Source organism: Paraburkholderia sp. RL17-347-BIC-D, assembly GCF_046027915.1.
Lineage (GTDB): Bacteria > Pseudomonadota > Gammaproteobacteria > Burkholderiales > Burkholderiaceae > Paraburkholderia.
In genome coordinates this window covers 97,928-121,580 of the sequence record NZ_JARESS010000009.1, presented here as the reverse complement: position 1 = coordinate 121,580, position 23,653 = coordinate 97,928, and the positions used below count along the sequence as shown (strand labels likewise).

Annotated in this window: 21 protein-coding genes; 10 read left to right on the top strand and 11 right to left on the bottom strand. The window is 64.3% G+C overall.

Annotated elements, in window-relative coordinates; all coding sequences use genetic code 11:
* Positions 1-62 precede the first annotated feature (62 nt).
* From zwf to P0D96_RS14825, 6 genes are all read right to left on the bottom strand, one after another.
* The gene (gene zwf / locus P0D96_RS14850; RefSeq protein ID WP_408178393.1) at positions 63-1,544 is read right to left on the bottom strand and encodes a glucose-6-phosphate dehydrogenase; all 1,482 of its coding nucleotides are present in this window, start codon (positions 1,542-1,544) and stop codon (positions 63-65) included.
* A 290-nt stretch (positions 1,545-1,834) separates the two neighbouring features.
* Positions 1,835-2,770: a bifunctional Delta(1)-pyrroline-2-carboxylate/Delta(1)-piperideine-2-carboxylate reductase gene (gene lhpI, locus P0D96_RS14845; RefSeq protein WP_408314075.1), complete on the bottom strand. Its 936-nt coding sequence runs from the start codon at positions 2,768-2,770 to the stop codon at positions 1,835-1,837.
* 45 nt (positions 2,771-2,815) lie between these two features.
* Entirely contained in the window at positions 2,816-3,922 is a 1,107-nt protein-coding gene (locus tag P0D96_RS14840) for a potassium channel family protein (protein ID WP_408314073.1), read from the bottom strand.
* 200 nt (positions 3,923-4,122) lie between these two features.
* On the bottom strand, positions 4,123-4,374 hold the full coding sequence (locus P0D96_RS14835; protein WP_132382914.1) for a hypothetical protein: 252 nt from the start codon (positions 4,372-4,374) through the stop codon (positions 4,123-4,125).
* A gap of 97 nt (positions 4,375-4,471) precedes the next feature.
* Positions 4,472-5,104 (bottom strand): cysteine peptidase family C39 domain-containing protein, encoded by a 633-nt coding sequence (locus P0D96_RS14830; protein WP_408314072.1) that lies wholly within the window; start codon positions 5,102-5,104, stop codon positions 4,472-4,474.
* A gap of 35 nt (positions 5,105-5,139) precedes the next feature.
* Positions 5,140-6,480, bottom strand: coding sequence for an NAD(P)/FAD-dependent oxidoreductase (locus tag P0D96_RS14825; RefSeq protein ID WP_408314070.1), 1,341 nt, complete (start codon positions 6,478-6,480; stop codon positions 5,140-5,142).
* 263 nt (positions 6,481-6,743) lie between these two features.
* Here P0D96_RS14825 and P0D96_RS14820 point away from each other — a divergent pair, with 263 nt between their 5' ends.
* The 3 genes from P0D96_RS14820 to P0D96_RS14810 all read left to right on the top strand — a co-directional run bounded on the left by P0D96_RS14820 (position 6,744) and on the right by P0D96_RS14810 (position 9,490).
* The gene (locus P0D96_RS14820) at positions 6,744-6,998 is read left to right on the top strand and encodes a helix-turn-helix domain-containing protein (protein ID WP_310815576.1); all 255 of its coding nucleotides are present in this window, start codon (positions 6,744-6,746) and stop codon (positions 6,996-6,998) included.
* A gap of 2 nt (positions 6,999-7,000) precedes the next feature.
* A complete protein-coding gene (locus P0D96_RS14815; protein ID WP_408314069.1) occupies positions 7,001-8,341 on the top strand; it encodes a type II toxin-antitoxin system HipA family toxin in 1,341 nt (446 codons plus the stop codon).
* Between the two features lie 294 nt (positions 8,342-8,635).
* A complete protein-coding gene (locus P0D96_RS14810; RefSeq protein WP_132382904.1) occupies positions 8,636-9,490 on the top strand; it encodes a helix-turn-helix domain-containing protein in 855 nt (284 codons plus the stop codon).
* Positions 9,491-9,571: 81 nt separating this feature from the next.
* Here the strand turns inward: P0D96_RS14810 and P0D96_RS14805 are convergent, their stop codons facing one another.
* Positions 9,572-11,428, bottom strand: a complete 1,857-nt coding sequence (locus P0D96_RS14805; protein WP_408314067.1) for an ATP-binding protein — start codon at positions 11,426-11,428, stop codon at positions 9,572-9,574.
* A complete protein-coding gene (locus P0D96_RS14800) occupies positions 11,398-11,943 on the bottom strand; it encodes a putative pterin-binding protein (RefSeq protein ID WP_408314065.1) in 546 nt (181 codons plus the stop codon). The genes P0D96_RS14805 and P0D96_RS14800 overlap by 31 nt, the downstream gene beginning before the upstream one ends.
* Before the next feature lie 250 nt (positions 11,944-12,193).
* Between P0D96_RS14800 and P0D96_RS14795 the strand changes: the two genes are divergently transcribed.
* Positions 12,194-13,141, top strand: coding sequence for a phosphoribosyltransferase (locus P0D96_RS14795; protein WP_408314064.1), 948 nt, complete (start codon positions 12,194-12,196; stop codon positions 13,139-13,141).
* A 27-nt stretch (positions 13,142-13,168) separates the two neighbouring features.
* Here the strand turns inward: P0D96_RS14795 and P0D96_RS14790 are convergent, their stop codons facing one another.
* On the bottom strand, positions 13,169-14,854 hold the full coding sequence (locus tag P0D96_RS14790; RefSeq protein ID WP_408286018.1) for an ATP-binding domain-containing protein: 1,686 nt from the start codon (positions 14,852-14,854) through the stop codon (positions 13,169-13,171).
* Between the two features lie 215 nt (positions 14,855-15,069).
* On the opposite strand from P0D96_RS14790, the gene P0D96_RS14785 reads away from it, so the two are divergent.
* Positions 15,070-15,696: a glutathione S-transferase family protein gene (locus P0D96_RS14785; protein ID WP_408178402.1), complete on the top strand. Its 627-nt coding sequence runs from the start codon at positions 15,070-15,072 to the stop codon at positions 15,694-15,696.
* 133 nt (positions 15,697-15,829) lie between these two features.
* Positions 15,830-16,405, top strand: coding sequence for a Fur family transcriptional regulator (locus tag P0D96_RS14780; RefSeq protein WP_132382892.1), 576 nt, complete (start codon positions 15,830-15,832; stop codon positions 16,403-16,405).
* A 136-nt stretch (positions 16,406-16,541) separates the two neighbouring features.
* Here P0D96_RS14780 and P0D96_RS14775 read toward each other — a convergent pair whose 3' ends face one another.
* Positions 16,542-17,054, bottom strand: coding sequence for a response regulator (locus tag P0D96_RS14775; RefSeq protein WP_408286020.1), 513 nt, complete (start codon positions 17,052-17,054; stop codon positions 16,542-16,544).
* A 479-nt stretch (positions 17,055-17,533) separates the two neighbouring features.
* Here P0D96_RS14775 and P0D96_RS14770 point away from each other — a divergent pair, with 479 nt between their 5' ends.
* Positions 17,534-18,253, top strand: a complete 720-nt coding sequence (locus P0D96_RS14770; RefSeq protein ID WP_408286132.1) for a ribonuclease activity regulator RraA — start codon at positions 17,534-17,536, stop codon at positions 18,251-18,253.
* A gap of 65 nt (positions 18,254-18,318) precedes the next feature.
* Here the strand turns inward: P0D96_RS14770 and P0D96_RS14765 are convergent, their stop codons facing one another.
* Entirely contained in the window at positions 18,319-19,113 is a 795-nt protein-coding gene (locus P0D96_RS14765; RefSeq protein WP_408314062.1) for a TetR/AcrR family transcriptional regulator, read from the bottom strand.
* 74 nt (positions 19,114-19,187) lie between these two features.
* Here P0D96_RS14765 and P0D96_RS14760 point away from each other — a divergent pair, with 74 nt between their 5' ends.
* The 3 genes from P0D96_RS14760 to P0D96_RS14750 all read left to right on the top strand — a co-directional run bounded on the left by P0D96_RS14760 (position 19,188) and on the right by P0D96_RS14750 (position 23,643).
* Entirely contained in the window at positions 19,188-20,723 is a 1,536-nt protein-coding gene (locus P0D96_RS14760; protein WP_408314060.1) for an MDR family MFS transporter, read from the top strand.
* A gap of 375 nt (positions 20,724-21,098) precedes the next feature.
* Complete coding sequence (locus P0D96_RS14755) at positions 21,099-22,373, top strand: zinc ribbon domain-containing protein (RefSeq protein ID WP_408314058.1); 1,275 nt, start codon at positions 21,099-21,101, stop codon at positions 22,371-22,373.
* A 193-nt stretch (positions 22,374-22,566) separates the two neighbouring features.
* Positions 22,567-23,643 carry a TAXI family TRAP transporter solute-binding subunit gene (locus tag P0D96_RS14750; RefSeq protein WP_408314056.1) on the top strand — a complete coding sequence of 359 codons (1,077 nt, stop codon included), beginning with the start codon at positions 22,567-22,569 and terminating at the stop codon, positions 23,641-23,643.
* The last annotated feature ends 10 nt before the right edge of the window (positions 23,644-23,653 follow it).

The following is a 23,653-nucleotide window of genomic DNA, read 5'->3' as shown; positions in this document are numbered from 1 at the left end:
GATGCCGATTTTGTGGCCCGCCAGCAAATGCGGGCCATCTCCATCTAGCGCTGAAGCAAAGCTTATTGCGACTCTTCCGCCCACACGGCATTTTCGCGCGCCATCAGCGCCGTGGATGCCGCCGGTCCAAACGTACCAGCCGTATAACCGCGCGGCTTTTCGCCCGATTTACCCCAGCCTTCCAGAATCGGTTCGGCCCACGCCCATGCCGCTTCGAGTTCGTCGCGCCGCATGAAATGCGTGAGGCGTCCGCGAATCACGTCGATCAGCAAGCGCTCATACGCTTCCGCGCGACGCTCGGTGAAGGCCTGCTGCAAATCCAGATTCAGATTCACCGGCAGCATATGCATGCCGCTGCCCGGCTCTTTCGCGAGCACCTGCAACTGGATCGATTCTTCCGGCTGCAACTGGATCACCAGACGATTGCCGTAATTGCGGCCGCCCTTCGGAAAAATCGAGAACGGCAGTTCGGCGAATTCAATGACGATCTCCGACACCTTCTTCTGCATCCGCTTGCCGGTGCGCAGGAAAAACGGCACGTGCGCCCAGCGCCAGTTGTTGATATGCGCGCGCAATGCCACGAAGGTTTCGGCGCGGCTGCCCGCCGGCACGTTGTCTTCTTCCTGATAACCCTTCACGGCCTCGCCATCCACCGCGCCCGCAGTGTACTGGCCGCGAACGGTATCGCGCACGATGTCCTCGGGCGTCATGGGCCGCAGCGAGCGCAGCACCTTGAGCTTTTCGTCGCGGACCGCGTCCGGGTCGAGCGACACCGGCGGCTCCATCGCGACGATGCACAGCAATTGCAGCAAGTGGTTCTGCACCATGTCGCGCAGCGCGCCGGTTTTATCGTAGAAGCCCGCACGGCTGCCCACGCCGACCGTTTCCGCCACCGTGATCTGCACGCTCTTGATATACGGCGCTTGCCACAGCGGGCCGAAAATCGGATTGCCGAAGCGCAGCACCATCAGGTTCTGCACGGTTTCCTTGCCGAGGTAGTGGTCGATCCGGTAGATCTGCGCTTCGCTGAAATGCTTGCCGACCGCCGTGTTGATTTCCTGCGCGGAGGCCAGATCGTGACCCAGCGGCTTCTCGAGCACGATGCGCGAGTTGGCGTCCACCAGTCCCGCCGCCGAGAGGTTGTCGCAGATATTCGTGAACAGATCCGGCGACGTCGCGAGATAGAACACGCGGCGCACGCCTTCACGCGACACTTCTTTCAGGCGCTGATAGTCTTCGACCGAATCGACGTCCATACGCACGTATTCGAACAGCGCGAGAAATTTGTCCCAGGCGCCGGCATCGAATGCTTTCTTTTCGATGAAGGGCTTGGCCTTCAGCTCCATGAATTCGTTGATGTACTCCTCGCGCGACCAGGGCTTGCGGCCGATCGTGAGAATGCGGGTGTCCGGCGGCAGATTGCAGTGCAGATGCGCCATGTAGAGCGCGGGCAGCAGCTTGCGAAACGACAGGTCGCCGGTGCCGCCGAAGATGATCATGTCGAGCGGCAGGTCGGGAGTGGCAGAAGCGTGGTGGGTCGTCATAGCGCGGTCGCAGCGTCGTGATGGATAAGGCGTCGGTCAACGGGCAGAAAAAAGCAGCAGCGCCGTGCCGGCGGACCGGCACTTTTTCTGGCAAACGCCTATGGTGCAACGTTTTGCGATTGTTTGCACGGCAACATGTGCGTCAGGTTAGCGCAATATGCCAACCGGACGCCGTAAAGGCCTGTTTTCAAGGCCTTTTTCGATGTTCGCGAGCCACGTCCTATGCTGTTGCAAAGCACGCCCGCAGGCCGCTCACGCGGCCCTCTCACGCACGATTTTTCGCCAAGCCTTCAACCACCTGACAACGCCTCGCGCGCCACGCGGCACGCCGCCAGATCCCACGCCGCACAGCCGACGCTTTTAAATACGACCGGTTTTTTTTGCGGCAACAACGCTGGATTGTCGAGCACCGAGGCGATGCCGCCGACCTGAGCCCAGTCTACGCCCGCCTGAATGAAGTCGCCGGCTTCGTGGCGGGCGCCCGCTTCATCATCGACGAAAAGCGCGCTGCCGCCGAGGGTGCGCGCGCCGATCTCGACCATCGCCGGCGTGAATGCGCCGACGCCGATCACGAGCCGCTCCGCGCGCGCCGCTTCGTCGTAGACGGGCTGTCTGCTCGTGGTCAGCGCGATCACCACGTCGACCGAATCGGGGATCGTGGCGCCGGGCTGCAGCAGCGGTTGAAGATCGCGCGCCTTGTCCTGATGCACGGCGCAAAACGCCTCGGCGCGCGCGGGCGCACTACCCTTCACCCACACGCGCGCGTCGGGAAACAGTTCGCCGATCGCCTCCAGATGGTTGAGCGCCTGCGTGCCGGTGCCGATCAACAGGAATTCGCGCGGCGTGCCGGCGGCGAAGGTGTCGACGCCGAGCATCGAGATCGCCGCCGTGCGGCGTCCCGTCACAGTCGGGCCGTCGAGAATGAAGAGCGTCTCACCGGTGTCGGCGTCGAATGCCATCACTTTGCCGTGGATGGTCGGCAGGCCGCGCGCGCCGTTGCCAGGGCACACGTTGACCAGCTTGTGGATCGCGAGGTCGGGCGCGGTGGCGGGCATCGACAGCATGATGCCGTCTTCGTTGAGCGGCACGACGAGCCGCTCGGGACTCGCGATGCGCTGCTGCGCGTAGTCGATAGTCGCGCGCTTGAGTGCGTCGACGAGCGCGGCATAGGGAATCAGCCGCGTGGTCGCGGCGGCGTCGAAAGTCTGCGTGGTCGGGTGGGTCATGGGCAGGTCGTTCCAGTCCTTGGCAGAAGGTTGAGTTCGAATGGGCTAGCAGGCGGCGGGCGTTTCGTTCGGCTGGCGCGACGATTGGATCACCATCAGCAGATCGCCCGCCTCGATTGGACACGGCTCGTCTTCGTAAAACGACAGCACGCGTCCCGCGCGCACCAGGCCGACCACCACCGCGCCCGGCAACGCATTGCTCCAGCGGCCGACTTCCTGCGCCGTCGCCTGGCGTTCGACCAGGTTGACGCGGCCGCGTGCCGACAAAAGATCGTTCACGAAGGGCACGATGTATTCGCTGTCGACCGCGTCGGCGAGCAGCAAACCGCCGATCTTGGTCGACGAGACGATCACGTTCGCGCCGGCCTGGCGCAACTGGCGCTGATAGGTCTGCTCCTGAATCCGCACGACGATCTTGGCCTGCGGCGCGACGCTGCGCACGGTCAGCGTGAGCAGGATCGCGGTGGCGTCGTCGGTGACGGCAATGATGACCGCGCGGGCAATATGCACCTGCGCCTGCTGCAACAGATCCTCGCGCGACGGATCGCCGAGCAGGCCGGCGACGCCGAGCCCCGTGGCCGCTTCGAGCGCCGCCTGCTGCGGATCGATCACGACGATCGATTCCGCGGCGAAACCGCTTTCCAGCAACTCGCGCACCGCGACCGAACCGCTCAATCCGTAGCCGCAAATCACGACGTGATCGCGCAACTGCTTTTGCAGGCGTTTCATGCGGAATTCCTCGATGACGCGTTGAATGACGAACTGATAGGCGGTGCCGAGAAACACGAACCAGATGACGATGCGGATCGGCACGATGAAAAAGGCGTCGATGAGCCGCGCGCGGGCGGTCACCGGCACGATGTCGCCGTAGCCGACGGTGGCCACGGTCACCATCGTGAAGTACATCAAATCGATGATGCCGAGGACTTTGCGGTTAGCGTCGCGCAAGCCGTCCCGATCGATGTAGAGCACGGCGAAGGCGAGCACGCACAGGCCGACCACCAGATAGATGCGATGCAGCAGCATGCGCTGCGGCGACGCCGCGGGCCGCGTGAACAGCGTGCGGGCGCGCGGCGCCTGCCAGGGCGTGCGGGCGCGGCGCGACAAACGGAAGCGCGGCGGAGGTGGCTCCGGCTTGGGCGAATCAGGCACGCGGCGGCTCCGGGAGTCGAGGACAAGCGATTCTACGACGCCGCGCGCGCCCTGGGGCCGGATCGGGAAAGCGCGGCGGTAAGTTGCGCGACGACAGGCGCGCTAGCGCGCGGTTGAAGATCGGTTCGACACAGCCTGATCAGCCGCGCGCATGGCCGTGCGTTCAAGCCAGGCAAAACCCAAAACCAGCCGCGCCGCGATCACTGCGACGTGTCTTTGTCGCCGCCCTTCTTGCCACCCTTGAACATCGCGCGGCACGCTGGGCTGAGTTCATCGACGTGCTGCTTCATGCAGGCGGTGATCTTGTCTTCGTTGGGAATGTCGGCGGCGCAGAAATGCATGGCGTCGCCACGGCAGGCCTTGGCCTGATCGTCGCGGCTGGCAGCGTCCGCCGAGGCGGCGGAGCCAAGAGCCATCAAGCTGGCGGCAAGGAGGGCGTAGGTTCGTTTCATGGCGGTTCCGGTAACGCAGAAGTCGGTACCGGCTATCCAGCAGAAAACGGGCCCGAACATCGCGCCCACCGGACGCCCCGCCCGCCGCACGTCGCGCCTAGCGCGCGATCCGGCTGAGCGTCATGCCGCGCCCGGCGTAGAAACGCGCCATGGTTTTGAACGGCAGATACACATCGGCCTGATGCGGCGCGATGCCCGAGGGATTGTGAAACCACACGCCATCGCGGCCGCGTCCGTGCAGCAGGATCAGATGGCCGCCTTGGCGCTGATTGGGCCGCTCGGGATAGCGGATTTCGGGGCTCACGGAGACGATCGCCAGCGTCTCGGCGTTCAGGCGCGCGGCCATATTTTCGATGGACGCTTGCGGCAGCACGTCGACCTGAACGCCGAACGCGCCGGCCACCCAATCGGCAAACGGCCGGTAGATCAAACCGTCGACGCCGCCATCCTCGCGCATGCGGTACACGCCATGCCGCAACGCTTCGTCGAGCAGCGCGGCGCGCGGTGCGTGTTCGATGCGCCAATAGTCGAGCGCCGACTCGAGGCACGTCAGGCCGCACAGGCGCTTGGCCCAGAAGCGGTAACGCTCGGGATCGGAGAAGCCGCTGCGCTGCCAGCCGGGATCGGCGCACGGATCGCCGTGCTGCTCGACGATCCGGCCAACCCAGTCGGGGCTGCCCCATTGCGTGTAGTACGGCACGCCGGCGTGGCGCAAGGTCGGTTCGTTCATTGGTGGTGCGGGAGGAAGATTGAGACAGAAGCGTTTTACAGCATGCTGCGAGGCCGTTGCATCGTGCCGTCGAAGAAACGCTGCAGACGGAACGCCGACAGATCGAGCGACGCCTGGCCGCCATCGTTCAATTCCGCGAGCAGCTTGCCGACGATCGGCCCCATCGCGAAACCGTGACCGCAAAAGCCGGTGGCGATCGTCAACCCGCTGACCTGCGGCGGCGCGTCGATCACCGGAATGCCGTCGGGCAGCACGTCGATCAGACCGGCCCACGATTCGACCACCTGCGCATCTTTCAACACGGGGAACAAGGCGCGCAGTTTTTTCAACGCCCGGGGCGCATGGCCCACGTTCGGCTGCGGATGCGGATCACGCGGATGCAGCACACGTTCGTGTTTCGACACGCCGCCCGGCAAACGCTCGCGCAGATCACGCAGACATGCGCCGTTCAGGTGGAAGCTGAACTTCTCGCGCTGCGCCCACAACTCGGGCAGGAACCACTTGAGCGCGCGGAAATGGCCGAGCGTCATGTCGACGTCGACCTGCATGTCGTCGGCGAGATTGATCGCGCCGTTCGCGCGCTGCCGCACGCCGAGGCCGTGGCCCCAGAACGTCGACGCGCTGATGCGCGGCAGCGGATTGGTGCGCATGCAGGTGCCGCGCACCGCCTGCTGCGGCAGTTCGAGCCCGAGCGTTTTGAGCAGACGCCAGCTGCTGGCGCCGGCCGCGCAGATGAAGCGCGAGGTGCGCAGCGTACCGCGCTCGGTGACCACGCCGGCAATCGCACCGCCCGCGCGCTCCACGCCGATCACGCCGCAGCCTTCGAAAAAGAGCGCGCCGGCCTCCGCCGCCCGCGCCGCGAAAGCAGCCGCGGCGCGACGCGGTTCCGCCTGGCCATCGCTCGGCGTGTAGAGGCCGCCGAGCGCCGGAGCGTGCATGCCGGTCACGACCGTGTCGATCTGCTTGCGGTCGAGCGTGCGCGTGTCGAGCCCGTGCTGACGAGCGACGTCCATCCATTGCTGGAACGAGGCCCAGTCCTCCTCGCCGGTCGCCACGTACAGACAGCCGCCCTGACGCCATTCGAGATCGAAATTCAGCTCGCTCTCGAGTTTTTCCCACATCGGGATGCCGGCCATCATCAGCGGCACTTCGGCGGATTCGCGGCCCTGCTGGCGCACGAATCCCCACGCCCGCGACGACTGCTGACCGGCGATCCGCGATTTGTCGAGCACCACCACCGAAAGGCCACGGCGCGCCAGGTAGTAAGCGGCGGCGCAGCCCATGATGCCGGCGCCGGCGATCACCACATCGGCATGTTTCGGGAACACCTGGTCGGCGGAAGTGAGGCTCGCGTGCAACGGGTAAGTCGTGGTCATCGGGCGGGCAGGTTTTAAGTGTGGGCGTAATCTTCGCAGGCGGCCCGGTTGTCCGCAATGCCGCTGTGCCTGAAGACCGACGGTGCAAGCGCGTTGAAGCGCGTCCGCAGGGGCTCTCATGCCATTCGCGCTGTTTATTCGCCACACAGATATCTGCATTTTATTCGCCAAACAGATATACGTAAAATATGCGTCACACGAATATTTGACAAATATTCGTGTGACGCATAAAGTGCATTTATTCGTGTCGCGGATAATCTGCCATGCTCCACCTCATCGCCACGCCGGACCAGATGGCCCAGCTGCTTGCCGCCAGCCGGCGGCAAGCCGGCCTCACGCAGGCCGAGGCCGCCGCGCGGATCGGCGTCAGCCAGAGCCGCATTTCGGCCTTCGAAACCGACGCCGCCGCCCTCACCCTCGCACAATTGCTGGCCTTGTGCGGCGTCTACGGCCTGCAATTGCAGTTGCGCGACAAGAGCCAGGCGCTGCCGGGCCCGGCGCCGTTGATCGAGTGGTGAGCATGGGCCGCCAAACTCACTCACGTGCGCTATCGGTATGGGCCAACGGCGAGCGCGTCGGCGTCTGGCGCCTGCCCGCTCGCGGGCCCATGGAGTTCGCCTACGATCCCGCGTGGGTCGCCTCGCCCGCGGGACGGCCGCTGTCGCTGTCGCTGCCGTTCACGCCGGGCAACCTGGCGCAAAAAGGCCCGCGCGTCCTCAACTATTTCGACAACCTGTTGCCGGACAGCGAGGCGATCAGAAAACGCATCGGCCAACGCTACCAGACCGAGACGCTCGAGGCGTTCGATCTGCTGCAAGCCATCGGCCGCGATTGCGTGGGCGCCGTGCAGTTGCTCGCCGAAGACGACGCGCCGCAAGGCGTCGAACGGATCGAGGGCACGCCGCTCACGGACGGCGAGATCGAGGCCATGCTGGCGCGCACGGTCAGCAACCCCGCGCTCGGCGCTCCGGACGAGACGGACGACTTCCGCATCTCGCTCGCCGGCGCGCAGGAGAAAACCGCGCTGCTGTGGCACGACGGCAAGTGGCAGCGGCCGCATGGCGCCACGCCCACCACGCACATTTTCAAGTTACCGCTCGGCCTGGTCGGCAACAAGCTCGCCGACCTCAGCACCTCGGTTGAAAACGAGTGGCTCTGCCTGCGGATTCTGCGCGCCTATGGGCTGCCGGTCGCCAACTCGGAGATCATGACGTTCGGCAAGCAGCGGGTGTTGAGCGTCGAGCGCTTCGACCGGCAAATGCATTCGAGCGGGCAATGGCTGCTGCGTCTGCCACAGGAAGATTTCTGCCAGGTGTACGGCGTGCCGTCGCATCGCAAATACGAAAACGAAGGCGGCCCGGGCGTGCTCGACCTCGCGCGAATTCTGCAGCAATCGGTCGAGGCGCGGCAGGACATCGAAACGTTGCTGGCAAGCCAGATTCTGTTCTGGATGCTGGCGGCGCCGGACGGCCACGCCAAGAACTTCAGCATCCGCCTGCTGGCGGGCGGCCACTACCGCCTCACGCCGCTTTACGACGTGATGTCGATCTGGCCGGTGGAAGGCAGCGGCCCGAACCAGTGGTCATGGTTCAAGGCGAGGCTAGCCATGGGCATGTGGTCGCGCAGCAAGCACGACGCGTTTCGCGACGTGCAGCGGCGCCACTTCAACACCATGGCGCTGAAGTGCTCGTACGGCGCGGACGCGGAACCGCTGATCCAGCGGTTGATCGAACAGACGCCCGGCGTGATCGAGCGGGTCTCGGCGGAATTGCCCGAACGCTTTCCGGCCAAGGTCGCCGAGCGGATTTTCAAAGGCCTGAAAAACTCGGCGGCGAAGCTCGGCACGATGTCTGCTGGTTAGAGGTTTTCGGGCGGCTGGCATCGGGCGACATATTTCTCTTCAGATGCAGCGAGGTTTCATCGGTAAAATACATTGATGCTTAATGCATAAAAAGATCGCCAAACCGGTCCTTGCCGACTCTCGCGCGGACGGGCTCGGCGGCGGTCGTACAAAACTACAGATTGCGATACTTTTTACGGTACATTTGCTGTCCCCTGCGACGCCGCGTCTTTGCGCATTGAATGTGCATGGCCGCGCTGCGCCTGTCGTATCGCACTCCCCAGTACCCTTTAAGACGGCGGATTCTCACGCAGTATGGCCAACGAAACAAACTCACCTGACTCCATCGCAGTCGCCGAGCGCGTGCGCGAGTTGATGAGCCGGCACGGAATCGGCAAACGCCAGCAGACCACGGAGCTGTGCCGCATCCTCGATCTGAGTTTTTCACAGGGGCACCGCAAGTTGCGCGGCAACAGCCCGTGGACGCTCTCGCAGATCAAAAAGGTCGCCGAGGTGTTCGGCGAACCGGCCGCCCAGCTGTTCGGCGCGCAATCGCTCGATCCCGGCATGGTCGGCGCGATCGCCCAGGAAGCCGTGTTCAGCATCGGCGCGATCGAACTGGCCTGCACGGCCTGGGTCGGCGCCGCGCTCGAGGCGGGCAGCCGCCCCGAATTCGTCGCGTACTCCCGGCTCGGTCAATGGCGCGTGGCCCGCCACGACGGTACGCTTTACCAGAGCGCGTACGAAGTTCACAAGATCGAGATCTATCCGCGCCGCGCCGAAACCGACAAGCCGACCATCGCGGTGGTCGACGACGATCAGGCCAGCGCCGACAACCTGCGCGACTATCTGGAGCGCAGCGGCTTCGCGGCGGTGGCGATCTACGGACTCGCGGCCTTTGCCGACCAGTTGCAAAGCCAGGTGTTCGACGGCATCGTGATCGACTGGCTGTTCGGCGCGCAGACTTCGGCGAACGCGATTCGCGCGGTGCGCGCCTCGGAAAATCCGGACGCGCCTATCTTCGTGCTGACCGGCGAATTGCTGACCGGCAAGGCCAGCGAATCGGAGATCAGCCAGGTGATCCGCAATTACGACGTCGCGTGCTATGAAAAGCCCGCGCGCATGGCGATCCTGGTCGCCGATCTGTCGAAGCGGCTGAACCGGCCTTAAGCGGATCCACTCGCGCCGGCAAACGGCTGAAGGCGTGTGCTCAGGTTGATGCCCACCTTCGCCCGGCCGCCACGCTTCGCATCACACCGTATGCCGCGAAGCCAAAGCCCGCTGCAACGCGCTGCGGAGCTCTTCGTAATGTACCGGCTTTAATAACGCTTCGAAGAACGGCTGCGAGCCGGCTTCTCCTTCTCCCGCCCCTCCGGCTACTTCCTCCTCCGGCGCATACGCGCTGACCACGATCACCGGCACACCCGCGGACGGCCCGCCCCGCGTGGCGAAGTCCGCGAGAAACGTATAGCCGTCGCGCTCGGGCATATGCAGATCGAGCAACACCACGTCGCAACGGCGCGCATCGAGCCAGGCGAGCGCATCGTCGGCATTGGCGACGGCGTGCGCGTCGAAATTCATGTGCGCGATCATTTCGCTGAGCGACTCGCGGATCAGGCGGTTGTCGTCGACGATCAGCACGCACGGACGCGCGCCACCACCTGGCTCGGCGCGCGCCGCCACACTCTGCGGCTGCGCAGCCGCGACCGGCGTAACCGGAATCGTCACAGTGAAGGTGGTGCCCTCGCCGACCTTGCTCGCCACCTCGACGGTGCCGCCGAACAGTTTGACCAGCCCCTGCACGATCGTCAGCCCCATGCCCGCGCCTTCGAAGCGGCGCGTGCGCGACGCGTCCAGTTGAGTGAACTCCTGGAAGATGAGCGGAATCTGCGCATGCGGCACGCCAGGCCCGGTATCGCTGACGACGAAAACCAGCATCGCCGGCCGCTGCCGCAACTGCACGCGCACCGTGCCGGTCTCGGTATAGCGGATCGCGTTGGTGACGAGGTTGTTGACGATCTGGCGGATGCGGTGCGGATCGGAATCGACGAGGCCGCTCATGCCGCTCGCCTCGCTCTCCAGTTGCAGACCGCGCGCGGCGGCCGACATCGCATGTTCGTCGACGATCGACGCCAGCAGTTCGCGCGGCTCGAAATGCTCGTGACGCAATTCGAGCTTGCCGGCGCCGAGGCGCGCGTAGTCGGTCAGATCTTTCATCTGTGCCTCCAGATGCCGCGCCGCGGTTTCGAGCCGCTGGATCACCTTGCGGTCCGCCTCGGAGTGATAGTTGAAGCCCAGCAATTCGATCGACGACACGATCGCATGCAACGGCGTGCGCAGTTCGTGGCTGATCATGCCGAGAAACGCGTCCTTCGCATGGCTTGCCTCGCGCGCAGCACGGCTCGCCTGGTGCTCGGCTTCGAGCGCCGCGTGCTGCTGATGCATCAGGCGCGTACGGCGCCGTCCGTTCAGCACGAGCAGCAGCGTCGCCGCCGCCGACAGCAACAGCAGCAACATGCCGCCAGCGAACAGGATGCGGCGCTTGTCGATGAAGTCGCGGTTCATCGCTTCGCGATCGGCGACGTCGGCGAAACGGCGGCTCAGCGCGAGATCGTTGACCTCGTTCCAGTGCTGGCGCAGTTGCGCGACGATCCGGTTGGCCTGGCTGCGGTCTTTCGGCAGCGCGTCGACTTCGGGTTCGATGCCGCCCAGCAACTGATCGAGCGCATGGATTTCGTCCAATTGCCTTTGCAGCAGCGAGAGCTGGGTAGTCAGCCGGCGCGTCGAGCCGGCCATCACGTGCAGCTTGGATTGCAGCAACTGGTAACGCAGCATGAGCCGCTGATAGTCGTCGTCGACACCCGACTGATACAGCAGCAACTGATTCTCGAAGCGCGCGTAAGCGATTTGCAGTTGCGCGGCGTCCCAGTAGAAGCCGTCGTACGAGCCGGTCAACTGCTCGGTGGCGCGCGGGTTGAGCAGATTCGCGTACAACAGATAGCCGATCGCGCCGACCGGCGCCGCGAGCGCGGTCAGCCAGATCAGCACGTAGAGGGCACGGCGCCACGGATGGCGCATTATTTGACGATGAGGGCCTTGATCTGCCATACGAATTTCGAATCGCCCGAGGCGCCCGTGAGTTCATCCGGGAACGCATCGCGCGGGTAGATAAGGAACAGCGGCCCGAAGTCGCTGATCTTCAGACGCCGGCCGTTCATGCTGTACGCAACGACCACGCCATAGCGATCGCAGTCCGACACCGGAATGGTGTAGGTATAGTCGTCGAGCGTATGGATCTCGACCTGGCTGCCATATGCGCCGACGGTCTTCAGAATATCCGCCAGCAGCGGTCCTGTGAAGGTGGAGCGCGGCGTCCACGTGGTCGAGGTCGTGATCGAATGGACCGGCAGACCGAGCAGTTGAGCTTCGGTGAGGTGGTATGTCTTGTGCGCGGCATCGGTGGTCTTGCCGATCTTGCCTTGCACGTCGAGCGCTAAAAGTGGCTGTTCCGACTGAGCCTGCGCACTCCACGCGGCCAGCGCGAGGACGAGGCCCGCAGCCCAGCGTGCGCCCGTGATGGCGCGTTTTTTTCGGTCATTCACCCTGGTGGTCGAGTTGGTCATCTGCTTTTTTATTCCGTTATCTATTTTCTTGCGGGCGGCCTGACAGTCGCCGGCTCGGTCTGGTGCCGGCCCGCCGCCCCTCGCCCCGGCCGCGGTCTCGCTTCGCGCGTCGGGGTGCCGCGCGTCACCCCGACGCGCGATCTTTGAACCGCATGCATAATATCGCCAAAATTCTTTGTCTCAAAAACGAGGTCCCTCGGCCGCGCCAGAGACGCTCGCCCCACCCGCGCCACGCGACGCCCTACGAGTCATGAACAAGCCGGTTTTGCCCCTGACGTACGAACAACTCGATCACTGGATCGAATCGCTGCAGCCTGCCTTGCTGGCGGAGCGCTTCACGATCGCGATCGGCATTCTGCGCGGCGGCGCGCCGCTCGCGCTGATGGTCTCGCATGCCGTCGGCACGCCGGTCGCCTTTCTGCGCTACGATCGCCAGGCGCGCACGGTGGCCTGGGATTCGACGCTGCCGATGCCGCCCGCGGGCTCGACCGTGCTGCTGTGCGAGGACATCGCCGGGCGCGGTTTTACGCTGACCGATTGCATCGCGTTTCTTCAGCAGCACGGTCTCGTGGTCAGGACGCTGACCGGCGCCGTCGACGACCTGAGCCGCACGCAACCCGACTATGCAATCGACGCGCGCGGCTACTTCGCGCTGTTTCCGTGGGAGCGCCAGGCGTACACCGAGCGTTATCGCGACGACTGGGCGCGCGTCGAATCAGGCGCCGCGCCCGCGATGGCCGACGATCACGAATACGCCACCTACGCGATAGACCTCGACGGCATTCTGCTGCCCGACGTGCCGCTCGCGCGTTACGACGAGGATCTGGCCGGCGCGCTAGCCGAACGCGATGCACTGCTGCCGTTCGAGGTGCTGCCGGAGATCGACTTGCAGCGGGTTCGCACGATCATCACCGGCCGGCCGGAAGTGGATCGCGCGCGCACCGAAACGTGGCTCGCGCGGCACGGCTTCGCCCATCTGCAACTGGTGATGCGCACGCCCGACACGCACGATGAAAGTCCCGCCGGCAGCGCCGCGCACAAGGCCGCGGCCGCACTGCGCGGCGGCGTCACGCATTTCATCGAGAGCGATCCGGTGCAGGCGCTGCTGATCGCGCAGCAAGCGCCGCTCTTGCGCGTGATCTGGTGGGACGCAGCCACGCAAACCGGCATGCTGGTCGGCGCGCGCGCGTGGACCTGAGCGCTTGGGCGCCTGGGCGCCTGGGCGCTAGACTTCTTTCGCTTCCTTGATCTCCTTGCCGTCGCGCAAGTGTAGATGCCGCGCGGCCCGCTGCGACGCGACGACGATCAGCTTCATCGTTGCGCGCGTGGCGCCGACGAACAGCTTGCGCGCGATGCGTTCGTCGAAGGTCTCGAAGTCGACCTCGGTGAATATCACGCACGGCGCCGCCTGTCCCTTGAAGCGGTAGATCGACTCGAACAGCACGTCGCCTTCGCGGTATTCGGGGTTGCCGAACAGATCGTACTTGCCCGTGAAACTGCGCAGCCGATGCGGCCCAAGGTGATCCAGCGCGCTCATCGCCGAGCCCTCGCGGCCGCGAAACGACAGCACCACGATGTCCTGCTTGCGAAAGCCGAGCGAGAGCGCCTGCGTGATCGCACGCTTGGTGGCCTCGATGCTGCCTTCGGCGGCATTCGCTTCGTCGTAGACCGAGAGGGAAATATCGGAGCCGTCGAACGGACTGCCCGACGCGAGCGCCGCGGCGACCGGCACCGAAGCGCCGACCACGTCGCGCACGTAATCGAGAATGTCGCGCGGGCTGCGATAGTTGGTGGTTTCCTTCAGCGTGGTCCAGCCAGGTAGCGCGACGGGTTCACGCATGTACAGATTCTGCAGCGGGTCTTCGAGCCACCACCACGCGGCGCCGGGGCGCAACAGACGTTCGAGCGCGGCGACCCACGGCTGCTGGAAGTCCTGGCCTTCGTCGACGATCAGCACGTCGAATTGCCAGCGCGGATCGATCGGCGTATCGGCGAAAGTCGTTTCGAGCTGGTCGAACACATCGCCCGCCTGGAAATCGGGTTCGCGGCCCGCGTCGCGCGCGATCCAGTCGCAGAGCTGGTGATAGTTCGCTACCTTCGCCTCGGGCGGCGCGACCCGTGCGATGTGATCCGCCAGCGGCCGGTTGAAGCACACGTATAACGGACGCTGGCCGCGCGCCACCGCGTCCTTCATGACCTGCACCGCGAGTTGCGTCTTGCCGGAGCCGGCCGTGCCGATCACGCGCAGCCGGAACGGCGCGAACTCCAGCCGCCGCGCCCATGTCGCGAGACCGCCCGCGAGCCGCGTGACGAGCGTGCCTGCTTGCCCGACCAGCGCGCTCGCGTCGGGCGTGAGCGCCAGTTCGTCGGCGAGAAAGTGGTGGATTTTGGGCGCGCAGGCAAGGCGCGGTTCGTCGGCCGGCAAGGCTTCGCGGATGATCGCCGCGAGCCGGTCTTTACGCGTTGCATCGACGATCCGCGCGGGATTCACGCCGGCGATCGCCGCGTCCTTGACGATGTGGTCCGGACAGTACAGCAGTTCCTCGACGAAATACGTGCCCGCGCCAAACGCCGCGGTAAAGCGCCGATGCAGACTTTCGATGGTGTGCGCGAGCGCGATCGCCACATTGCGCTCGGTTTGCAGATAGACCTTGACGAGCCCTTTCGGCGTTTCGCGCAGAAAGCCGGTTTTCTGTTCGACGATCATCACGCGCCCAGCCGGGCTGACGATCACGAAATCGGCTTCGCCGAACACCGAGAAGTTCTGGTTCAGGCGCGTCCAGTGCACGCCGTGATAGACGGTGTAGCCATCCGGCAGGGCCTCTTCGAGCAACGCCAGCGTTTCGCGTTCGCGGGCCGCCGCGCCGGTGGCGGCGAGGCTCTTCCAATCGTCGGGAACAATGCGGGCCATGCGTGCCTCGTCGGATTCGGGTGGGCTCATTGTACGCAACGCGCGCGCATTGCCGAATGCCTGCCGGGGCGTCGCTTTCAGACGCGCTTCCCGCCATCTTCGGCCCGGCCGGCTGCCGCCCGGCGGCGCGCAAAATCACGCGCATCGTGTATCGTTACTGGCTGAACGCCGCGCGACCGGCGCGGCTTACCAACGTAAAGAAAAGGATTTACCGGATGATTACGATCTGGGGACGCGCCAATTCGGTCAACGTCCAGAAAGTGTTGTGGTGCTGCGATGAGCTGGTGCTGCCGTATGACCGTATCGACGCCGGCCTGCAATTCGGCCGTAACAACGAAGCCGACTATCTCGCGATGAACCCGACCGGCAAGATCCCGACGCTGGTCGACGACGACTTCGTGCTGTGGGAATCGAACTCGATCCTGCGTTATCTCGTGACGCAGTACGGCGAAGGTAGTCTGTTGTATCCGTCGGAGCCGGCATCGCGCGCCAGCATCGACCGCTGGCTGGACTGGTCGCTGTCCACGCTGCAACCCGCCGAACGACCGGTATTCTGGGCGCTCGTGCGCACGCCGGCCGCCGAGCGCGACGCCGCCAAACTCGCCACCGACTTCGACGCCGTCACCGCGCTGTGGCGCATGCTGGACACGCATCTGCAAGGACGTTTCTTCCTTGAAGGCGAGAAGTTCACGCTGGCCGACATCGTGATCGGCGCTTACGCCAAACGCTGGTTCGGGCTGGACGGCGTGGCGCGACCGCCGCTGCCGAATCTGGAGCGCTGGTATTCGCGTATTGCGACGCGCACGGGGTTCAAGAAGTACGTCGACTTCCCGCTGACTTGAGCCATCGGGCCGCGCGCGGCCCGTGCTCTGGCCACGCGCGCTACCGCTCGATCATGCCGCGCATAGCCAAGGCGGCGGCCACGCGCTTCGCGCGCCGGCACGGCAAGACGCGATGGCCTTTATAATCGAACGCATGAAGACCGCCAAGCCCGCCGCGACCGCCGACAAAGCCACCTCCGCCGCCTCCGCTCATTCCGATGAGCCGGGGCACACGCACGGTGTTTCGCAGGAAGCCGCACTGACACTCGCGGAAGAATATTGCCGCGAACGCGGCGAAAAGCTCACGCCGATCCGTCGCAAAGTGCTCGAATTGCTGCTGAATTCCGGGCGCGCCACCAAAGCGTATTCACTGCTCGACGAGATGCGCCAGATCCATCCCGGCTCGGCGCCGCCCACGGTGTACCGGGCGCTGGACTTTCTGCTCTCGGCGGGGCTCGTGCATCGGATCGAATCGATCAATGCCTTCACCGTCTGCCACGATCTGACGCAATGCCAGCACGGCATCCTGGTGGTGTGCCAGCAATGCGGCAACGTCACCGAATTGCATCAGCCAAAACTGCGCCAGGCACTCGTCGCACAAATCGAAGACTCGGGCTACCGTCTCGCGAGCGATGAAATCGAATTGAAGGGATTGTGTTCTGCCTGCCAGGCGTTGGAAGCGGCGGCGTCGAGCAAGGATTCGGGAACGCCTGTCGCCGCCGTCAAGTAGCGGCAACGAACGGCAACATGCGCAAACCGCACTCGACCCTGCTTTGCCATCAAGCCAGGCATCTGACGATCCAGCCGTCTCACGGCGCGACTGTCAAGTCGTGCCGCGAATCCGTGGGTTAGCTCGAAGCCCTGATTCAGCCCGCCGCGCGAGCGTGGATCGCGTCGTGCAGCAGCGTCACGAGGTCATCGGGCAAAGCCGGCTTGGTCATGAAATGCTGGAAGCCTTCGCCGATGCTGCGTAAGCGGTAGGCGTCGTCAGTGTGGCCGGTGAGCGCCACCGCCACCGACGGCGGGTGGTCGCCGCGAATCTCGTGGTCGCGCAGGCGCTGGATCAGGTAGAAACCGTCCATGGCGGGCAGTTCCAGATCGCACACCACGGCGTCGGGCAATAACCGCAGCGCCGCCTCCACGCCCTCTTCCGCATCCGCCACAGCGACGACATGCGCGCCTTCCGCTTCGAGTAATAGGGTCAACGATTCCCGGCTGTCCGGGTCGTCTTCTACGAGCACGATCGTGGCCTGATCGAGTCTCAATGCTCCGTTCATTTTCCGTTGTTGCTCTAAAAAACCGGTTAGGCCGTCCGACTTGGCCAACGTTTCGCCCTGCTGCTTGCCGCCGATTTGCGCGGCTGCGATATTGCTGTTCATGGTTCCGACTCGATTTCGTACGCCGAGTTGCACACAGGCCCAAGATTGTAAAACATGGCCCGAGCACCAACGCGCGCACAGTAACGCGCCAAAATTGCACGCCAATGAAAAACCGGCCCTCGGCGCCACAGTCATGGCTGACCGATGCCGACTCCCGATTCGCCGCGGCGGCTCGTGCAAACCCCATTGGCACGGCCCTTCCCGCCTGGCGCCTCTATTCACATTCCTGTTCTTTTGCAAAGCCGGCGACCTGTGTTGATGCCGCCTGCATTTACATCCAACCCATCAGTAGCACGTTGCGTGCCTCGCCGGCTTCGGCGTCGGACGAATGCGGCGCGGCGCGGGGCCTTGCTGAACTGGCTGCGCGGGGCGCTATCATCGTGGGCGCACCGCATCGGGCATTGCGCCGTTGCGGCGCCGCGCGTCATGGGCTTGCCATGCCCCGTTTTCCGCTTCCCACCTTGAGGCCGCCCGACACCATGTTCGATCTCGACTCCGCCACGCTCGAAGCCCTTCGCCAGGTCAGCACCGCCACGCTGACGACTCAATTGTTCAAGCGCGGCCTGCGCAATACGTTCATGCAGGGCGTCGCGCCGCTCGCCGCGCACAGCGGCGCGAACCTGGTCGGGCCGGCGTTCACGCTGCGCAACATTCCGTCGCGGGAAGACATCGACGTGCTCGAACTCTTCGCCGATCCCGAGTACGCCCAGCGCAAATGTGTCGAAACGATTCCGGCCGGCCATGTGCTCGTGCAGGATTGCCGCGGTGAGCGTGGCAGCGCGTCGTTCGGTTCGATCCTGACGCAACGCTTGAAGGTTCGCGGCGTGGCGGGCATGGTGTCCGACGGCCCGGTGCGAGACAGCACGACGATCGCGGCGCTCGGCATCCCCGTGTTTTGCGCGGGCGCGAGCGCGCCGCCCAATCTGATTCGCCATCACGCGGTGGATATCAATGTGCCGATCGGCTGCGGCGGCGTCGCGGTGTTTCCAGGCGACGTGATCGTCGGCGATGCGGACGGTGTGGTGGTGATTCCTTTGAAAATGGCGGTAGAGGTCGCGCAAGCCGCTGCCGAACAGGAGCAACTCGAAGCGTTTCTCACCGAGCGGATTCGTGACGGTGCCGCCTTGCCCGGCACTTACCCGCCGAACGAAACGACCAAAGCCGCTTATGAGGCGTGGAAGGAAAAACGCAAAGCGTAAGGCGGGGTGATCGCGATCCGTGTGACCCCGGCGCGGTTCAGCAAGCAGCGGCCATCAATCGGCTATCAATCGGCTTTCTTCGGACCAATGCCCTGCATCAGCAAGGCCACGGCATGCCGCGCGATTTCCTCGCCGCCAATATTGCGACGCACGGGATCGTTGCACCACAGCTTCGACGTGGCCAGCGGCAAGATCGTCAGCCCTAGCAGCGTGACGAATACGAGCGCGGGTTCCAGTCCGGCGTTCAAGCGCCCTTCTTTCTGCCAGCGGGCAATGGCTGACAGCGACGCCTTCTGATGCGCGTTGCCGAAGCGCTCGTGCATGCGCTGACGCAACAGACCGCCGTCGCTGATCACTTCGCGCACCCACAGCGACGGAAACCACGGATGGTCGGCCGCCACCTGCACCAGTCGCTGCGCGAGTTGCGTGATCGCCGCGACCGGATCGTCGGGATTTTCCTGGAACGGCACGCCGAGCCCCGCGCGCAGCGGCGCAAAACGTTCGTCGATCAGCACGTCGAGCAGTTGATCGCGCGTCTTGAAGTAGTAATGCATCATCGCCGGCGTGAAACCGGCCTCGCGGGCAATCTCCCCAAGCGTGGTGTCGACGATGCCCTGCCGCGCGAACAGCACGAGCGCGGCATCGAGCAAGCGGTTGCGCTGCTCCGGTCCGCGCGCGGCACCTGAAGGCCTGCCTGGCCGCCGCGCGGGTGCGGCGGCGGCCTCAGGTTTTACCGACAGCGCGCCTGCGTGGGTTTCAACAGCGTGGCTCGGCGCGGAGCGCGCCTTGCGAACCTTCACGGCAGCCGTGTCAGGCACCGTGTTTTTCACCCTTCGACCATCGGACGGAATCCTTGCCATTGCCTTCAAATTGACTGGTGACGCGATGTCGCATATATTAATCTCCGAATTAATTAATTTCAACCCGTGATGCCATGGACCAATCGACCACGACACAACCCGCCGAGCTGACGCAGACCCACGCGCAGGCGAGCGCGCACGCAGCCGCTCACCCGCCGATCCGTCTGCTGTTTCCGGCACTGCTGCTGGTCATGCTGCTCGCCGCGCTCGATCAGACGATCGTCTCGACGGCGCTGCCGACCATCGTCGGCGAACTGGGCGGGCTCAATAATCTGTCGTGGGTGGTGACCGCCTACCTGCTCAGCTCGACCATCGTCGTGCCGCTGTACGGCAAGTTCGGCGACCTGTTCGGCCGCAAGATCGTGCTGCAGACAGCGATCATCGTGTTCCTGGTCGGCTCCGCGCTGTGCGGTATCGCGCAGGACATGACGCAGCTCATCGTGCTGCGCGCGCTGCAAGGTCTCGGCGGCGGCGGTTTGCTGGTGGTGACGATGGCCGCCATCGCCGACGTGATTCCGCCGGCTGAACGCGGTCGCTATCAGGGCGTGTTCGGCGGTGTGTTCGGTCTTGCGACCGTGATCGGCCCGCTGCTCGGCGGCTTTCTCGTCGAGCACCTGACGTGGCGCTGGATCTTCTACATCAATCTGCCGCTCGGCATCATTTCGCTCGTCGTGATCGGCGCGGTCTTCAGGCCGCACGTTCGCCACGTGAAGCACACCATCGACTACATGGGCGCCGCGTTTCTTGCCGGCGCCCTCACCTGCATCATCCTGTTCACGAGCCAGGGCGGCACGATCCTGCCGTGGTCGTCGCCGCAACTCTGGTTCACGCTGGGCATGGGCCTCGTGGCGATCTGGGGTTTCATTCACGAAGAACGCAGCGCGGTCGAACCGATCATGCCGCTCGAACTCTTCAAACAGCGTACGTTTTTGCTGAGCAGCCTGATCGGCTTCATCATCGGCGTATCGCTGTTCGGCTCGGTGACGTTCCTGCCGCTGTATTTGCAGGTGGTCAAAGGCTCGACGCCATCGGAAGCCGGCATGCAGATGCTACCGATGATGGGCGGCCTGTTCCTGATGTCGATGGTGACCGGCCGGGTGATCAGCAAGATCGGCAAGTACCGCATGTTCCCGATCGCGGGCACGTTTCTCGTGGCGGTCGCAATGCTGCTGCTCGCGCGCCTGCAGATCAGCACGCCGATTCATGTGATGTATCTCGACATGGGCATTCTCGGCTGCGGGCTTGGCATGGTGATGCAGGTGCTGATTCTCGCGGTGCAGAACACCGTGGAGTTCAAGCATATGGGCGTGGCGACTTCGGGCGCGACGCTGTTCCGCTCGATCGGTGGTTCGATCGGCGTGGCGAGCTTCGGCGCTGTGTTCTCCAACGGTCTCGCCGCGCGCCTCGAAAAGCTGATCCCGCCCGACACCGAATTGCCGCACGCGTTCGGACCTGCCGCGATCCACGAGTTGCCGCAAGCGTTGCGCGACGATTATCTGCAAGCATTCGCGGGCGCGTTGCACACGGTGTACCTTTCGGCTGCGTGCGTGGTGGTGCTGGCGTTCGCGCTCGCATGGCTGCTGAAGGATCATCCGCTACGCAAGCACTGATTATTTTCCCGCTTTTCTCAGGCGCTTGATGCAAGCGCTTAAATGACGAGGTCGGACGCCACGCGCGCCGACCTCGTTCTATTTTCAGCGCCCTTCGAATGGTGTGAAAAAACCTTCACGCCCGTTCGTCCTGCCGATATAGGGGGTATTTCGTCGTACCTGCAAATGTGCACTAGCGCACATAACCTAGGTAGCAACGGCGATTGACGTTCTCACTGAAACGCCACATATTGCAACCAGCGGCATCGCAAGCGTGGCCTTGCCGCAATGACTCTCCGGCGCATGTGGATTGTGATTTCCGCGGACATTGCTCCCGCTTCAACATGATCCGGAACATGCCGTAATGGCATCGTTTTCCAAAGGTGGGTCCACAGCATGTCCACCCAGACACTACTCGGACATAGTTTTCCAACGCCTTGCAAGCGGTGTGGCGGCGCACTGTACCGGCAAGTCGACTATTGCCCATATTGCGGCGCGGTCCATCCACTCGACGCGGGTCCGCACAAGCGCACAGTGATTCCCGGCAGCCGCGCCAGCGCCATGAATAAAGCCGCGCAAAAGAACAGCCTCGAGAACAGCCTCGACGCGGCGACAGCCGACGAGACCGACCCCACGACGCGTGCCACGTTCGCGAGCGAACCCGCTCGTGGCGAGGCAGTGATGCCTGCGTCCGCACTCGTTTCACCGGATGCGCCGATTCCGCATCTTCATGCGCTGCCCAATGCGGCGGCTCACGGCGCAATCCCGCTTCGCAAGGTGCTCTATGCCATCGGCGCAGTTGTCGTAATCGGCCTGGCGTATGTCGGATATGCGCTATTCAGCGATCGCGATTCACTGAGCGGCAGTAGCGACCAGTCGGCTGAAACCGAAACTACTCAGGACGCCAGAACGACGACCGGCACGATCGCACTGTATTCGCCGGCTCAGTCCGCCAACCAGGCTGCCACCGCGGGCAAACCCGCCGTGCCCGTCAATCCCGCCAGGCCGGTACAGGCGATGCCGGCGACGCCCGCCGCGCCACCGGTGGCCGCTGCGCCCGCCAAACCCGCGCCGCAGTTCCGCGATGCCGCGCAAGCTTTGCAGGCGGCGCGCCTCGCTTTCCGCGCCAACGATCTCTCCGCGGCACAAGCCGCGCTCGGCGCCGCGCAAACGATGCAACCGGGCAGTTCCGACGCACAAGACCTCGCGGCAGAATTGAAGTCGCTGGCCGCCCGCCGCGACGCCGCGTTGCAAGCAGCGCAAACTTGCGCCGCGCAGCAGTCGTGGCCTTGCGCACGTCAACACGCCAACGAAGCGCTGGCGATCGATACCGGCAACGACACGGCGAAGTCCATTCTTGAACGCGTGATTCGCGAGACCGGCTGGGCGCCGCTCAACCCGCGCGCCGCGGCAGGCACGCCGCCACAAGTCAAAGCGTCGGCGCAAGCGCAAGCCGCAGCATCGTCGCAGCAAGCGGTTCAGCTACAGACGCCGTTGCCCAAAGGCACGCCCCCGAACAGCGAAGTCGTGGTGGCCGCCCCGCGTTCCGCCGCCGCGACGCCGGAGGGCAACAGCGTCGAGGCACGCGAACGCGCCATCAAGGACTCCGGCTGGAAACGTCCGGCGACGAATGCCGCGAAGCCCTCCGCGGGTGGTTCACCGAGCCAGTGACAGATAATCTGGATACCGAATCGTATAAACAATCCGCCCGAAAATCGCGCACGTCAGCGCGTATCGTTTGAGAGGTAACAGACGGACGTGGCGGGCGCGGCACATAGAACATGACATGGCAATCCGGCTCACTGGTGCTTCACGCGCGTCGACGCGCGAAGTCGTACGAACCTGACCGATAGGTAGATAGACCATGCTGAAGAGACTTCTGGCGGGATGGCTGGGGCTGGCGCTGATGGTCGTATCTTCACTGGCCTGCGCGGAGCCGGCGCATTACAAGATCGTCACCGGTCCGGAACGGGGCACGTATATTCAGATCGGCCAGGATCTGTCGAAATGGGTTGCGCAACCAGCGGGCATTGACCTGGAAGTGATGGCCTCGAAGGGCTCCGCTGAAAACGTGCAACGCATGCGCTTCGAGCCGGGCGTGAAACTGGCGCTCGTGCAATCCGACGTGTACCAGGCTTACATCGACATGGCCAACGCCGGCAATGCCGATGCCGGCACGGCAATCCGGCCGCTGCGGCTCATCATGCCGCTCTACGACGAGGAAATCAACGTCGTGGTGCGCGCGGACTCGCCGCTGAAAACCCTCGCTGATATCAAGGACAAAAGCATCAGTGTCGGCCTGATCGGCAGCGGCACCGCGCAGTCGGCCACGACGCTCTATCACCTGATGTTCGGTCAGGCAATTCCTGAGCAGAACATCCAGCATCTCAGCAACGAAGACGCGCTGGCCGCGCTGATCGTCAAGAAAGTGGACGTCGCGATCATCGTGGTCGGACAGCCGGCGAAACTGTTCAACGACATGAACCCCGACCTGTTGCAGCAAATCCGCCTTCTAAGGGCCGATCCGGCCGCACCCGAAACCACCCGCGCCAAACAAACCTATTTCCCGACGACGATTCGCGCGGCCAGTTATCCGACCTGGCTGAAGGAAGACGTGCCCGCGCTGACCGTCAAGGCGTTTCTCGTCACGTACGACTATGGCCTGCGCGATACCGTCGGCAATCTGAATCGCTTTGCTGATTCGCTATGCGCCAACTTCGACAATCTTCAGGAGCACGGGCATCCGAAATGGAAGCAGGTGAAGCTGGAGTTGCCGCCTCTCGTGCGCGGGTGGAAATACTACTCACCGGTCGAGAAGCATCTGCGCGCGTGTCTCGTGAACAAGAGCGCCGCGATGAACGCCACGGCGGTCCAGCAGGCCGCGCCGAAACCGCGTCCGACGTGTACGGATCAGGAACGCTTGCTTCTGCTGTGCAAGTAAGTTCGGCACA

Excerpts from the sequence above, each read along its gene's own strand:
- zwf (WP_408178393.1), bottom strand. The coding sequence starts at position 1,544 with ATGACGACCCACCACGCTTCTGCCACTCCCGACCTGCCGCTCGACATG.
- lhpI (WP_408314075.1), bottom strand. The coding sequence starts at position 2,770 with ATGACCCACCCGACCACGCAGACTTTCGACGCCGCCGCGACCACGCGG.
- P0D96_RS14835 (WP_132382914.1), bottom strand. The coding sequence starts at position 4,374 with ATGAAACGAACCTACGCCCTCCTTGCCGCCAGCTTGATGGCTCTTGGC.
- P0D96_RS14830 (WP_408314072.1), bottom strand. The coding sequence starts at position 5,104 with ATGAACGAACCGACCTTGCGCCACGCCGGCGTGCCGTACTACACGCAA.
- P0D96_RS14825 (WP_408314070.1), bottom strand. The coding sequence starts at position 6,480 with ATGACCACGACTTACCCGTTGCACGCGAGCCTCACTTCCGCCGACCAG.
- P0D96_RS14820 (WP_310815576.1), top strand. The coding sequence starts at position 6,744 with ATGCTCCACCTCATCGCCACGCCGGACCAGATGGCCCAGCTGCTTGCC.
- P0D96_RS14815 (WP_408314069.1), top strand. The coding sequence starts at position 7,001 with ATGGGCCGCCAAACTCACTCACGTGCGCTATCGGTATGGGCCAACGGC.
- P0D96_RS14810 (WP_132382904.1), top strand. The coding sequence starts at position 8,636 with ATGGCCAACGAAACAAACTCACCTGACTCCATCGCAGTCGCCGAGCGC.
- P0D96_RS14805 (WP_408314067.1), bottom strand. The coding sequence starts at position 11,428 with ATGGCAGATCAAGGCCCTCATCGTCAAATAATGCGCCATCCGTGGCGC.
- P0D96_RS14800 (WP_408314065.1), bottom strand. The coding sequence starts at position 11,943 with ATGACCAACTCGACCACCAGGGTGAATGACCGAAAAAAACGCGCCATC.
- P0D96_RS14795 (WP_408314064.1), top strand. The coding sequence starts at position 12,194 with ATGAACAAGCCGGTTTTGCCCCTGACGTACGAACAACTCGATCACTGG.
- P0D96_RS14790 (WP_408286018.1), bottom strand. The coding sequence starts at position 14,854 with ATGGCCCGCATTGTTCCCGACGATTGGAAGAGCCTCGCCGCCACCGGC.
- P0D96_RS14785 (WP_408178402.1), top strand. The coding sequence starts at position 15,070 with ATGATTACGATCTGGGGACGCGCCAATTCGGTCAACGTCCAGAAAGTG.
- P0D96_RS14780 (WP_132382892.1), top strand. The coding sequence starts at position 15,830 with ATGAAGACCGCCAAGCCCGCCGCGACCGCCGACAAAGCCACCTCCGCC.
- P0D96_RS14775 (WP_408286020.1), bottom strand. The coding sequence starts at position 17,054 with ATGAACAGCAATATCGCAGCCGCGCAAATCGGCGGCAAGCAGCAGGGC.
- P0D96_RS14770 (WP_408286132.1), top strand. The coding sequence starts at position 17,534 with ATGTTCGATCTCGACTCCGCCACGCTCGAAGCCCTTCGCCAGGTCAGC.
- P0D96_RS14765 (WP_408314062.1), bottom strand. The coding sequence starts at position 19,113 with ATGGCAAGGATTCCGTCCGATGGTCGAAGGGTGAAAAACACGGTGCCT.
- P0D96_RS14760 (WP_408314060.1), top strand. The coding sequence starts at position 19,188 with ATGGACCAATCGACCACGACACAACCCGCCGAGCTGACGCAGACCCAC.
- P0D96_RS14755 (WP_408314058.1), top strand. The coding sequence starts at position 21,099 with ATGTCCACCCAGACACTACTCGGACATAGTTTTCCAACGCCTTGCAAG.
- P0D96_RS14750 (WP_408314056.1), top strand. The coding sequence starts at position 22,567 with ATGCTGAAGAGACTTCTGGCGGGATGGCTGGGGCTGGCGCTGATGGTC.